Origin of the sequence: Atopobium sp. oral taxon 199 str. F0494, from assembly GCF_000411555.1 — a bacterium.
Taxonomy (GTDB): Bacteria; Actinomycetota; Coriobacteriia; order Coriobacteriales; family Atopobiaceae; genus Lancefieldella.
In genome coordinates this window covers 1294895-1308817 of the sequence record NZ_KE150486.1, presented here as the reverse complement: position 1 = coordinate 1308817, position 13923 = coordinate 1294895, and the positions used below count along the sequence as shown (strand labels likewise).

Here is a 13923-nt window from a genome sequence, read left to right as displayed (position 1 = left end):
AAAGAAGCGGCTCAAGATATAGAGATTTCATGTAGGGGCTGAACGGTCACACAAATCCGCCTATGCACACAGTTTCATCAAAAAAACTCGACACATCTTCCACATTTCATCTACGGCATCGTTCTTCAAAAGCCTCCACATACGCGCACACAAAAGTCCCTCTCTATGCAAATGCCCCTTGTTGGTCAGCGACGTCCTGCTCTCCCACGGACTTCCTCCGCAGTACCATCGGCGCTCGGGAGCTTAACTTCTGGGTTCGGAATGGGACCAGGTGTGCCTTCCCTGCCATAATCGCTGACCAACAAGGGGTATTCGACTTTCAAGCGAGGCTTTCGCTCACGTACCCTGAGGGCCGCACAGTGTGATTGTTCGATCGAAGAAGGATCGCGTTTGGTAAAAGTATGTTTGAAAAGAAGAGCTCGACCGATTAGTATTGCTCGACTAAATGCGTTGCCGCACGTACATCTGCAACCTATCAACCTCGTAGTCTACAAGGGGTCTTACCGAAAGGAAAACTCATCTTGGGATGGGCTTCCCGCTTAGATGCTTTCAGCGGTTATCCCAACCGGACTCAGCTACCGGGCTCTGCCATTGGTTGACAACCCGTACACCGGAGGTCCGTCCACCCCGGTCCTCTCGTACTAGGGGCAGCCTCCCTCAATTTTCCTACGCCCACAGAGGATAGGGACCGAACTGTCTCACGACGTTCTGAACCCAGCTCGCGTACCGCTTTAAATGGCGAACAGCCATACCCTTGGGACCTGCTCCAGCCCCAGGATGCGATGAGCCGACATCGAGGTGCCAAACCTTCCCGTCGATGTGGACTCTTGGGGAAGATCAGCCTGTTATCCCCGGAGTACCTTTTGTCCGTTGAGCGACGGCCATACCACTCTGAGCCGCCGGATCACTAGAACCTGGTTTCCCATCTGCTCGACTTGTAAGTCTCGCAGTCAAGCCTGCTTATGCTCTTGCACTCAAAAGAATGGTTGCCGACCATTCTGAGCAGACCTTACGTGCGCCTCCGTTACATTTTAGGAGGCGACCGCCCCAGTCAAACTACCCACCTGACACGGTCCCCACGCCGGATAACGGTCGCAGGTTAGGATGCCGAAACGTCGAGGGTGGTATTCCAAGGGTGACTCCCCAGAAACTGGCGTCCCTGGTTCAAAGTCTCCCACCTATCCTCTACACGACGAACCGGCAGCCAATGTCAAGCTGCAGTAAAGGTTCACGGGGTCTTTCCGTCCTTCTGCGGGTAAGTCGCATCTTCACGACTAGTGCAATTTCACCGGGTCTATGGTTGAGACAGCGTCCAAATCGTTACGCCTTTCGTGCAGGTCGGAACTTACCCGACAAGGAATTTCGCTACCTTAGGACCGTTATAGTTACGGCCGCCGTTTACTGGGGCTTAGATTCGCTGCTTCGCATACGCTAACAACTCCTCGTGACCTTCCAGCACCGGGCAGGCGTCAGACCCTATACGTCGTCTTACGACTTCAGCAGAGTCCTGTGTTTTTGATAAACAGTCGCTTGGACCTATTTACTGTGACCGGCCGAGGCTCAAAGAGCGTGTCTTATCACCCAAACCGGCACCCCTTCTTCCGAAGTTACGGGGCAATTTTGCCGAGTTCCTTAACCATAGTTCTCCCGATCGCCTTGGTATGCTCTACCCACCTACCTGTGTCGGTTTTGGTACGGGCTCCGACAAGCTCCCTAGAGGTTTTTCTTGGAAGTATGGGCTCACTAGCTTCACTCAGTTGCTTCGTCAGACACCTCAGCCTCATAAGAAGCGCGTTTTACTACTTCTTAGCCTACGTGTCTTCACGGGGACGTCCAGAACCCCGACCAGCTACCCTGCTCCGTCACCCCATTGGTGATAGCGCTTGTGCGGAGGGACAGGAATATCTACCTGTTGTGCATCGACTACGCCTTCCGGCCTCGCCTTAGCTCCCGCCTGACCCTGGGAGGATTAGCCTTGCCCAGGAACCCTTAGGTGTACGGCGGACGAGTTTTTTACTCGTCTTTCGTTACTCATGCCAGCATTCTCACTTCTGGTCAGTCCACAGCCGGTTATCCGACTGCTTCAACCCAAACAGAAAGCTCCCCTACCACTTACACATACGTGCAAGTCCGCCGCTTCGGTACTATGCTTAGCCCCGTATATTGTCGGCGCATGTCCACTCGACCAGTGAGCTATTACGCACTCTTTAAATGAATGGCTGCTTCTAAGCCAACATCCTGGTTGTCTGAGCAAACGCACATCCTTTGCCACTTAGCATAGATTTTGGGACCTTAGCGGGCGGTCTGGGCTGTTTCCCTTTTGAATACACAGCTTAGCCCACATATTCTGACTCCCGGACTTTGGACCCTATGGTATTCGGAGTTTGATTAATCTTGGTAGGCGGTGAAGCCCCCGCAACTATTCAGTGCTCTACCCCCACGGGTAAACGTCCGAGGCTAGCCCTAAAGCTATTTCGGGGAGAACGAGATATCTCCAGGTTTGATAGGCCTTTCACTCCTATCCACAAGTCATCCCCTCAGTTTTCAACCTAAGTGGGTTCGGCCCTCCACGGGGTCTTACCCCCGCTTCAGCCTGCTCATGGATAGCTCACCTGGCTTCGCGTCTACGGTATGCGACTCACGCGCCCTATTCAGACTCGCTTTCGCTGCGGCTCGCTTTTGAGCTTAACCTTGCCACATGCCGTAACTCGCTGGCTCATTCTACAAAAGGCACGCCGTCACAGACAAAAGTCTGCTCCGACTGCTTGTAGGCAAACGGTTTCAGGTACTATTTCACTCCCCTCATCGGGGTACTTTTCACCTTTCCCTCACGGTACTGGTTCACTATCGGTCACAAGAGAGTATTTAGGATTGGAGGGTGGACCCCCCAGGTTCCCACCGGGTTTCACGTGTCCGGCAGTACTCAGGTGCCACACGAGAAGACATCGCAGATTCGCATACGGGGCTTTAACCCTCTTTGGCCGGCCTTTCCATACCGTTTTGCTTCCACGATGTTTTGTAACTTCTATGGTGTGTGGTCCTACAACCCCGAAAGCGCTTGCGCAACTTCCGGTTTGTCCTATATCCCCGTTCGCTCGCCACTACTTGGGGAATCTCGTTTGATTTCTCTTCCTCGGGGTACTTAGATGTTTCAGTTCCCCCGGTTACCTCACTCCTGCCTATAGATTCAGCAGGAAGTACTAGACGATTAAATCTAGTGGGTTTACCCATTCGGACATCCACGGGTCAAAGGTTATGTGCACCTCACCGTGGCTTATCGCAGCTTATCACGTCCTTCATCGGCTTCTTGTGCCAAGGCATCCACCGTTTGCCCTTACCATCTTCTTTTAATGGTTTGAACATACTTGATTGCACTTTTGCCGTATCGGCAAAAGTATCTACAGATGCGATCTTCTTGAAGAAAATCGAATTAATCACACTATGCAGCTCTCAAGGTACGCGAGGGCGAACCCTCGAGACCGGATACTGACGCATATGCGGACAAAGATTTCAGTGTTGATACATTGCGAGGGTACTCAAATAAAGTAAATCAATCTAGATGAGGGTATCTCCCTAGAAAGGAGGTGATCCAGCCGCACCTTCCGGTACGGCTACCTTGTTACGACTTCACCCCCCTTACCAACCACACCTTCGGCGTCTCCCTCCAAACGGTTAGGCTGACGACTTCGGGTGCAATCGACTCGGGTGGTGTGACGGGCGGTGTGTACAAGACCCGGGAACGCATTCACCGCGGCGTGCTGATCCGCGATTACTAGCAACTCCGACTTCATGGAGGCGGGTTGCAGCCTCCAATCCGAACTGGGGCCGGCTTTCGAGATTCGCTCACCCTTGCGGGTTGGCAGCTCATTGTGCCGGCCATTGTAGCACGTGTGTAGCCCAGGACATAAGGGGCATGATGACTTGACGTCGTCCCCACCTTCCTCCGGCTTGACGCCGGCGGTCTCGTATAGGTGCCCGGCCGAGCCGCTGGCAATATACGACGAGGGTTGCGCTCGTTGCAGGACTTAACCTAACATCTCACGACACGAGCTGACGACAGCCATGCACCACCTGTATAGGCTCCTTTCGGCCACGACGTTTCCGCCGCTTCACCTATATGTCAAGCCCTGGTAAGGTTCTTCGCGTTGCTTCGAATTAAACCACATGCTCCGCTGCTTGTGCGGGTCCCCGTCAATTCCTTTGAGTTTTAGCCTTGCGGCCGTACTCCCCAGGCGGGACACTTAATGCGTTAGCTGCGGCACGGAGGAAAGGCTCCCCCACACCTAGTGTCCATCGTTTACAGCTAGGACTACCAGGGTATCTAATCCTGTTTGCTCCCCTAGCTTTCGCTCCTCAGCGTCAGTTATGGCCCAGAAGGCCGCCTTCGCCACTGGTGTTCTTCCTAATATCTGCGCATTCCACCGCTACACTAGGAATTCCACCTTCCCCTACCAAACTCAAGTCTGCCGGTATCGGGAGCGGACGGAGGTTGAGCCTCCGGATTTAACTCCCGACCTAACAGACCGCCTACGAGCGCTTTACGCCCAATGAATCCGGATAACGCTTGCCCCCTACGTATTACCGCGGCTGCTGGCACGTAGTTAGCCGGGGCTTCTTCTGCAGGTACCGTCACTTACGCCTCGTCCCTGCTGAAAGCGGTTTACAACCCGAAGGCCTTCGTCCCGCACGCGGCGTCGCTGCATCAGGCTTTCGCCCATTGTGCAAGATTCCCCACTGCTGCCTCCCGTAGGAGTCTGGGCCGTGTCTCAGTCCCAATCTGGCTGGTCGGTCTCTCAACCCAGCTACCCATCATTGCCTTGGTAGGCCTCTACCCCACCAACAAGCTAACAGGCCGCGGGCCCATCCTTCTCCGCAAAAGCTTTCTCACTTGAGTCATGCGGCTCAAGTGAAGTATCGGGTATTATCCTCGGTTTCCCGAGGCTATCCCCAAGAGGAGGGCAGGTTGCCCACGTGTTACTCAGCCGTTCGCCACTTTATACACACCTAAAAGGTGCTTTAATCGTTCGACTTGCATGTGTTAGGCGCGCCGCCAGCGTTCATCCTGAGCCAGGATCGAACTCTCCATTCAAACTGATACAGACACATGTGCCTGTAGAGGTTAAAAGAGGTGAGTATAAATCCTCGCTTAGATCACGCTGATCTCGGATTCGCTGAAATATAAGAATTGGCGTGAATTTGCATTCACATTCGATTATTTCGCTAGTCTGTCTTTGTCGATCTTTTACGATCTCAGTATCCGGTTTTCAAGGTTCGCTGCGCTGCGCTTTTAGTAGGTCTGTCAGCGTCGCGCGGGGAATAACTATAGTCTCTACCCCCCTTCGAAAGACCCGAAAAGGCCGTCTTCACAAATCCTCCACAATTCGGGAACGAGAGGGTGGGTGGAAGGGAGGAAACATCTACGCCTCTCTGCGCACAATCTCGCAGGCGGCGTCTAAAAGCTTGTCGCGCTGCGCCTCGGTCGACGCCTCAGCATAGACGCGTACCAGCGCGTCCATGCGAGACGGACGAATCAACACCCATGAATTATCGGCAAATTGCAGGCGCAGGCCATCGGCGTGGCTTACGGATACAGGTTCATACCCCGCAACATCAGCGGGATTCAATCCGGGAAGGATATTGCGGAACGCCTGTGTAGCCGCCGCGTCAAGACGTACACCGCGGCGCATATAGCACATGCGTCCAAGCTCCAGCGTATCCTCAGCAATAAGCTCTGCAATGCTTTTCTCGCTTTTTGCGACCATCTCGACTATATAGAGAGCCGCAAGCAGTCCATCTCTTTCGTGGAGGTGATGCGGAAAACACATGCCACCATACTCTTCGGCAGCAAGCAACACATCTCCCGCCTCAATTTCGTTGTAGATGCGCGCGAAACCCACGGGCACCGACACAGATTCCAAACCCAGACGCTCAGCCTGGCGAGAAATGCGTGCGGAACAGGTAATCGTAGAAATCACGCGCCCCTTCTCGCCACGAAACGCAGCGAGGTGCTTAATAACCAAAGGAACAAACTCGTGCGGCGTCAGAAGGTGCCCCGACCCGTCGACTATAGCGGCCCGGTCTCCGTCGCCATCGAACAAAACGCCTAAGTCAGCCCCTGTTTCCTGCACAACACTGGAACACTCATCAGCCCATGGATCCGCAGGCTGCGGATGGATACCGCCGAAATCATCCTGAGGTCCCGCATGGATTTCCTGCACGCTGCAGCCCGCGGCGCGGAGCAGCTCGGCAACGTATCCGGAAGCGGCGCCGTACATAGGATCCACAACAACACGCAGGCGAGAAGAAGTGATCGTCTCAACGTCCACCTCTGAGAGAAGCGTTTCAAGGTAGGGAGTCATAAGGTTGATTGTCTGATAGTTGCCGCGCGCTTCGGTGGGCTTCAGCGGGATCTGATGCTCAACCACATCCAAAAAACCGCGAGATACCGGACCCCCGTTGTAATCGCGCACGACGATGCCATTGTATTCGCAGGAAAGCTCGGTCGCCGTAATAATGATGCCGCCAACAGCATCGTCCGACGTCGCACAGGCGAACCCGACTGCCGGCGTGGGGCAAAAACGATCAGAAACCCGTACCTCTAATCCGTGTGCAGCAATGACCTGAGCGACAAGCCGCGCATATTCGGAAGACTGCGCTCGCGTATCAAAACCCACGATAACTGTGGCGCCAGGCTGCTCATCAGACCAGACGTGACCGAGGGCGTCCGCAAGGCGGACGATGTTTTCTTTGGTGAAGCTTTTATCATAGCGGGCTTGCCAGCCATCGCTGGAAAACCGCAGTATATCAGCTGACTTATCCAAGGTTCTCAGCCGCTTGGCCAAGCGCCTCCTTAAATGCATCTATTTGATTGGGATCCAACAGTGCCATACGGGCATTGGTAGCCGCCCATGCAGCAGGCGTCCCCGTGTCGCAGCCTTCGGCAGGGTCTACCACCAGCGCGTACATCTCTTCTTCAGCAAGCAGGCGCTCCATCGCGTCAGTAAGCTGTATCTCATTTCCGGCGCCGGGACCTTGCGTGGCGAGAAGTTCCATGATTCTGGAAGACAAAAGATATCTGCCGACGATAAACAGGTGCGATGGCGCGTCTTTAGGCTCGGGCTTCTCCACAAGTCCTGAAACTTTCCAAACGGCACCTTCGCTTTCAGCGTCCGCTGTCTCAGACCTGTTGGTGCACTCCCCTGCAATGATTCCGTAGCGATTTGTCTGATCTTCAGGGACGGGCGCAACGGCGATAACGGAAGCGCCGCCATGCTCCTTGGAAACCTCCTTCATACGAAGGCACATCTGGCGGTCCGGAACAAAGTAATCGCCCAGCAGTACAAAAAACGGCTCAGCGCCCACAGCCTCCGCAGCGCACAGTACCGCATGACCAAGACCGCAGGGGTTGTCTTGATAGACAAAAGAGACCGGAAGTGTTGAAGCCTCATGAACTCTTTGGGCTAACTCGTCTTTTCCCCGTGAGCTCAACATATCTTCAAGTTTTTCATCAATGGAGAAATAGTCCTCTATCTGTGGTTTTTCTCGTGAATTGACAATGATGACGCCATCGACGCCTTCAGGCTCCAGAGCCTCTTCGACAACATACTGGATGACGGGCTTATCGAGAACAGGAAGCAGTTCCTTGGGCATTGACTTGGTTGCAGGTAGGAATCGAGTACCGAGTCCTGCTGCCGGAATAATAGCCTTCATCACATTCCTTCCGCATGACGCATTACGCTCATCACAATACCCCAAACCGCTCGGTTTAACCGCATTGCGCTATGCCTATGTCGTAAACGGGCGGATTCGGCCGCCCTGCGCATGAGCGCCGCACAACAACGTGTCCTCTATATATCCTCTGCGCGAGTGCACTATACGAGAAATTCTCTGGAATTCGAGAGATTACCTCTCATCGATAGTAATTCCTCGGCTCTCGAGGAATTGCACCAGTTTGGACATGGTACTGTGCGAAAGCGAATGCTCCATCAGGCACGCCTCCGCGTCCGCGGTGTCCTCGTCCACATGCAGGTCATGCTCGAGAAACGTTCTGAGCGCACGGTGGGCGCGCCATACCTGCCGCGCGTTTTTCTCGCCTTCCTCTGTCAGTGTCACACGGCCATAGCGGCTCTGCTCAACCATGCCCTGCTCTTTAAGGAGGGAAAGCGCCTTGTTTACGCTTGCTTTGGAGACCTTGAGCGCCTCGGCAACATCGACCGAACGAACGCCTCTGTCGTCTTCAGGCTGGTCCAAAGCAATCCGATAAATCGCTTCCAGATAATCTTCCCCTGCCTTGCTTAGGGTATGGTCAGGGAGTATTGCGTCATTAGCCATGCGACCCTCCAACAATGTAGAAGCCGTGTTTTTTGATTAAGAGGAACTTTTACTCACTATGAATAATGATACCCCTATTACTTGAAACGTTACTTGAGTCGGCAGCGCACAGCATTACTTCACAATACGGCATGGCGCAAGACAGGCGGCACATCGGACAAACCGGAGCGAGCAAATGAGAGCGGCGACAAGCGCCAGCCCGAGCTTCGCCCAAAGGTATTTTGCAGATGGCTCAGAAACTGCCATCCCACGTTCTACTGAATGACGTCTTCGCTGTTGACTGTAACGGGATTGTCATTATGCCCGCTGTCTTCCTCGCTTTCGGAAGTTAAGCGAGAAGTGCTTGGCTCCTCAGATGAGCCTCCTTCTCCCGCCTCCTTGTCGGCCTCAGCGTCAGTCTTATCGTTGAGCGAAGAGGGATTTCCTCCCCGGTCAATGATTTCCATCATTTTGGCAAGCTTATCGTCATCGGCAATGACATAGGACTGGTCGCCGATGGTTTCAGGAGCCGAGGGTACATATGCCGTATAGATGCCGGTGTCCGCTCGCAGGCCTATCATCTGAGACGCAAGTGAGATTGCGTCGGCCACCGAGAGATCCGTGACCACCATATCGGCCGTAGCGTTAATGATGGAAGCAATCTTGACCGGATCACCCGAAGAAAGCACCTGCGCCAGAAGAGCCTTGATAAAGGTGCGCTGGTGCCGCATACGCGTATAGTCGCTGTCCGCAAAGGCATACCGGCAACGCGTATAGAACAGCGCCTGTTGCCCGTTGAGGATCTGCCTGCCCGCATAGAGCTCGGTCACGCCGCTGAAGTTCTCGGTGTCGCGCATGTATTGATCTACATCGACTGTCACTCCACCAACGGCATCGGTAATACCCGCGAGGCCGTCGAAATTCACTTCCGCGTAGTGCGCAATCTTAACGCCGCAGAGCTGGTTGACTATCTGCACCATTCCGGCCGCCCCGTCATAAAAATGGACGGCATTGATCTTCATCTGTGTGCCCTTCCATGTGACATAGGTGTCACGCGGAATGGAAAGCAAGGTCACTCGCTTGTTGGCCGGATCAACGCGAGCCAAGATGATAGAATCTGCACGATACTCAGTTTCTCCTGGCCGCCCGTCAGTGCCTAAAAGCAGCATATAGTATGGATCGGACGGAGCAGTCTGCTCTGTCAGAGTACTGCGGAGATTGTCATTAATGACTTCTGAGTTATTGAGGCGCATCTGAATGGACGCCACCCATACCACCGCCGCAACAACGGTGGCTATGACAAGGGAAGAAAACGTGACGAGAGCAGCCCTTTTGGCGACACTTCTGTGCGCAACTTTTTTACGGCGCTCGTGATACGCTTCCGCTGAAACTCGGCTGAACCGCGCCGTCTCGGAAACGAACGGCGTGCCTTTGTCCTTTTGAGTCTTAGCGGACCTTGGGCTCATGAACGTTACCCTTCAAAGATATCATCATCAGGAATGGACAGGCGCCGGGCAACCGCTCCGATTGAGACAAGCTTCTCGACAAAGCCCTCGTAACCACGGTCGATATGATGGATGGCCGATACCGTTGTTTCTCCTTCTGCCACAAGGCCAGCCATCACGAGCGCGGCGCCGCCACGAAGATCCGGTGATTTAACCTGGGCTCCTTCAAGCCCGGAAACACCGCGAACGATAGCGTGATGGCCTTCGATGGTAATATCGGCACCCATACGTTGAAGCTCGCTTGCAAGCATAAAACGGTTTTCAAAGACATTCTCCGTAACGATGCAGCTGCCTTCGGAAAGTGAAAGCAGCGTCATAGTCTGAGCTTGCATGTCCGTCGGAAAACCCGGGAACGGCAGTGTCTGAATATCAATGGCTTTCAAGGGTTTTTGGCGAGAAGCACACGCCCACTGTCTGCCGTATTCGATATTGATGCCCATTTGCTCATACTTCTTGAGCACCAGGCCAAGGTGTTTGGGGTCAAAGCCGTTCACGCGCACAGGGTCACCCGTAAGAGCGCCGATGGCTAGAAATGTTCCCGCCTCGATGCGATCCCCTACAACAGCGTGCACGCACGGATGAAGCTCCTTGACGCCGTGAATTTCAATGACGGGAGTACCTGCTCCAACAACGCGAGCGCCCATTTCGTTCAGGAGATTGGCAAGGTCAACAATCTCGGGTTCACGAGCCGCATTGTCGATAACCGTTGTGCCTTTCGCAAACACTGAGGCCATCATGAGGTTTTCCGTCGCTCCAACCGACGCGAACGCCAAAGAGACAGTTTCGCCGACAAGACCATTTGGAACGGAAGCGTGGATATTGCCGTGCGCTACCTTAAACGCAACACCTAAAGCCTCAAGGCCCAGGATATGCATATCAATCTTTCGAGCACCGATGTTGCAGCCTCCGGGCATTGCCACAATCGCCTTCCCGAAACGGGAAATAAGCGGTCCCAACACCGCTGTTGAGGCGCGCATCTGGGCAACAAGGCTGTACGGAGTTTCCCATTTATCGATATCGGAGGTATCAATCTTAAGCGTATGTTTGTCCACAACTTCGATGCGCGCGCCAAGGGTTTTTAAGACCTTTCCCATCACGTGCACATCGGCAATATCGGGTACGTTAGTAAGCGTTGTAACGCCAGGCGCCATGATAGTGGCCGCCATGAGCTTCAACGCAGAGTTCTTTGCACCCTCAACCGTCACCTGTCCTGTGACAGGATGACCGCCTTCAATCTGTATGACATCCATAAGTCTCCGAGCTACTGCTCCTGGGTGCTTGAGTGTTCAAGCACCTGCTTCAAGAGAAGGTTACACCATTTAATCTTATTTTCGTAATACGCACGCCTGTTGTCCTTCTCGTCCAAGGCATCCATCTTATCAATGGCGGCGTCGCGTGTCTCGCGCACAACATCAGCGTTAATGTCGTCCGTCCGGCGGGCGTGGTCAGCCAAAATAATAACGCCGGACGGATCAATCTCAGCATACCCGCCTGAGATAACAACTTTTTGAACAGCGATTTCTCCATCGGGACGCCTGATGTGAAGGCGCACGATTCCATCACCAAGCGCGACAATCTCCGGTTCATGACCGGGCCATACGCCAAGCTCACCATCAATAGTCGCGAGGATGAGACTTGCCACATTTCCCTCGTACAAAAGACGGTCGGGTCGCACAAACTGACAGGTTAACTCAGCCATGGCAGATCCTAATTCTGAGAGTCGCCATCGGCGGCCATACGAGCCGCCCGCTCACGAACATCATCAATAGTGCCGGCAAAACGGAATGCCTGCTCAGGCAAATCATCGCACTTGCCGTCAATGATTTCAGCGAATGAACGAACCGTCTGCTCAACGGTACAGTAGGTGCCGGGATTACCGGTGAACTTCTCGGCAACGTGGAACGACTGAGACAGGAACTGCTGAATCTTACGGGCGCGCGCCACCGTCTTTTGCTGCTCTTCAGAAAGCTCGTCCATGCCGAGAATGGCAATGATGTCCTGAAGATCTGAATACTCCTGCAAGGTCTCCTGAACAGCCATGGCAACACGATAGTGCTCCTCGCCCACAATCGAAGGATCAAGAGCGGAACTGGAGCTTGCCAGCGGGTCGACTGCCGGATAAATACCCAGCTCGGTAATGGCTCGAGACAGAACCGTAGTGGCGTCCAAGTGCGTAAATGTTGTCGCAGGCGCCGGGTCGGTTAAGTCGTCCGCAGGAACGTATACCGCCTGAACGGAAGTAATGGAACCCTCTTTTGTAGAGGTAATGCGCTCCTGGAGCTCGCCCATCTCGGTTGCCAGAGTCGGCTGGTAGCCAACGGCAGAAGGCATACGGCCGAGAAGTGCCGAAACCTCAGAACCTGCCTGCGAGAAGCGGAAAATGTTGTCGATAAAGAGCAGGACGTCCTGCCCCTGATCGCGGAAGTATTCGGCGGTGGTCAAACCGGCCAGAGCGACGCGCATACGGGCTCCGGGTGGCTCGTTCATCTGTCCATAGACCAGACAGGTCTTCTCGATAACTCCCGATTCGGTCATTTCAAGATACAGGTCAGTACCCTCACGAGTGCGCTCGCCGACACCAGTAAAGACGGAAGTGCCACCGTGCTGCTGCGCAAGGTTATTGATGAGTTCCTGAATAAGGACGGTCTTGCCAACGCCTGCGCCGCCAAAAAGTCCTGTTTTGCCGCCGCGGACATACGGTTCAAGAAGGTCAATGGCTTTGATGCCTGTTTCAAAGACTTCCGTCTGCGTGGTAAGTTCCTCGAATGCCGGCGCGGGATGGTGGATAGGATAGTATTCCACGTCATCTGGAACCGGTTTTCCATCAACGGGTTGACCCATGACGTTCCACACGCGACCGAGCGTTGAGCGGCCTACCGGCATCATCATGGACTCGCCGGTGTCGACCACGCGAAGGTTACGCTGCAGCCCATCGGTCGATGACATAGCAACTGTGCGGACAACGCCACCCGGAAGCTGTGACTCAACTTCAAGCACCGTGCTGACATGACCAACCGGCGTATCGTCTTCAACCTTGAGAGCGTTATAGATGCTTGGAACATCACCCTCAAACTTCACATCGACAACAGGTCCGACTACACGGACAATAACACCGTCTTTCACACGATGCGTATGCTTGCCGAGAAAAGCCTCTTCAAGAGCGGAACTCGCTACCTGGTTTTCTGACATTACTTATCCTCCAATGCTGCAGCACCACCGATGATTTCGTTCAGCTCAGTGGTAATTGCGCCCTGGCGTTCACGATTATAGGTACGGCTCAGTGAACTCAAAACCCCTTCCGCGTTATCGGTCGCAGACTGCATAGCGCGGCGACGTGCGCCGTGCTCAGCTGCAGCGGAATCGAGAAGTGCGTGGTAGATGACCGTCCGTATATACGCGGGCATCAAATAGGAAAGCACTTCTCCGGCAGAAGGCGTAAACAAATAGTTGGGATGTGCGATGCGCTTTACCGCTGACAGAGCTTCATCATCGCGGGGCTTATTGGGCATCGTCAACTGCTCTTCGGAAACGGGCAGAAGCTGCTCCGAAACCTGCATCTGGTCTACCCGGTTTTTGGCATGCCAATAGCGAATAATCACGCGATCAATGCGTCCTGCCGCATAGCCGTCCATAATGTAGGAGGCAATGCGGTCCGCCTCATCGGGTGTCGGTTCAGAAGAAATACCCACAAACGACATGACAGGATTGATGTCCCGAAACGCAAAATACTCTGTCGGCTTACGGCCACATGTAATGACCGAAGACGAAATCCCCTGAGCCTTAAGCTTTTCCATATCATGCTCGGTCTGACGCTCAAGCAAGATATTGAAACCGCCCGCAAGCCCACGATCAGACGCTACCACAAGATATAAAACGTGCTTGATGGTAGCGTGCGTATTTAAAAGCGGCTGCGTGGAATCAAACCCGGCGCTCGCGACATTTGCCAACATGCGCGTAATGGCCTCTTTATACGGCATGGCGTCTTCAGCCCTATTGAGCGCTTTGCGGACACGCGCCGTCGAAATCATCGACATTGTGCGCGTAATCTGCATAGTGCTCTTAATAGAGCTCATGCGCCTTTGTATTTCGTGAAGGTTTGCCATTCCGT

General features: G+C 53.9%; 8 protein-coding genes and 3 rRNA genes. All 11 read right to left on the bottom strand.

All coding sequences use genetic code 11. From position 1 onward, the window contains the following. Positions 1–183: 183 nt before the first annotated feature. The 11 genes from rrf to atpG all read right to left on the bottom strand — a co-directional run bounded on the left by rrf (position 184) and on the right by atpG (position 13918). A 5S ribosomal RNA gene (rrf, locus tag HMPREF1527_RS05985) occupies positions 184–299 on the bottom strand. A 108-nt stretch (positions 300–407) separates the two neighbouring features. Continuing rightward, positions 408–3348, bottom strand: a 23S ribosomal RNA gene (locus HMPREF1527_RS05980). 229 nt (positions 3349–3577) lie between these two features. Then, positions 3578–5089 (bottom strand): 16S ribosomal RNA (locus HMPREF1527_RS05975). Together the 16S, 23S and 5S rRNA genes form the textbook arrangement of a ribosomal RNA operon. Before the next feature lie 328 nt (positions 5090–5417). Further along, a complete protein-coding gene (locus HMPREF1527_RS05970) occupies positions 5418–6842 on the bottom strand; it encodes a hypothetical protein (protein ID WP_016477809.1) in 1425 nt (474 codons plus the stop codon). After that, complete coding sequence (locus tag HMPREF1527_RS05965) at positions 6814–7710, bottom strand: UTP--glucose-1-phosphate uridylyltransferase (RefSeq protein WP_016477808.1); 897 nt, start codon at positions 7708–7710, stop codon at positions 6814–6816. The genes HMPREF1527_RS05970 and HMPREF1527_RS05965 overlap by 29 nt, the downstream gene beginning before the upstream one ends. 192 nt (positions 7711–7902) lie before the next feature. Then, positions 7903–8331 carry a metal-dependent transcriptional regulator gene (locus HMPREF1527_RS05960; RefSeq protein WP_016477807.1) on the bottom strand — a complete coding sequence of 143 codons (429 nt, stop codon included), beginning with the start codon at positions 8329–8331 and terminating at the stop codon, positions 7903–7905. Positions 8332–8585: 254 nt separating this feature from the next. Continuing rightward, positions 8586–9776 carry an LCP family protein gene (locus tag HMPREF1527_RS05955; protein WP_016477806.1) on the bottom strand — a complete coding sequence of 397 codons (1191 nt, stop codon included), beginning with the start codon at positions 9774–9776 and terminating at the stop codon, positions 8586–8588. Between the two features lie 5 nt (positions 9777–9781). Continuing rightward, positions 9782–11065, bottom strand: a complete 1284-nt coding sequence (murA, locus tag HMPREF1527_RS05950; protein ID WP_016477805.1) for a UDP-N-acetylglucosamine 1-carboxyvinyltransferase — start codon at positions 11063–11065, stop codon at positions 9782–9784. A gap of 11 nt (positions 11066–11076) precedes the next feature. After that, positions 11077–11514 carry an ATP synthase F1 subunit epsilon gene (atpC, locus tag HMPREF1527_RS05945; protein ID WP_016477804.1) on the bottom strand — a complete coding sequence of 146 codons (438 nt, stop codon included), beginning with the start codon at positions 11512–11514 and terminating at the stop codon, positions 11077–11079. 8 nt (positions 11515–11522) lie between these two features. Beyond that, a complete protein-coding gene (gene atpD / locus HMPREF1527_RS05940) occupies positions 11523–13004 on the bottom strand; it encodes a F0F1 ATP synthase subunit beta (protein WP_016477803.1) in 1482 nt (493 codons plus the stop codon). Continuing rightward, entirely contained in the window at positions 13004–13918 is a 915-nt protein-coding gene (gene atpG, locus HMPREF1527_RS05935; protein ID WP_016477802.1) for an ATP synthase F1 subunit gamma, read from the bottom strand. The genes atpD and atpG overlap by 1 nt, the downstream gene beginning before the upstream one ends. Positions 13919–13923 lie beyond the last annotated feature (5 nt).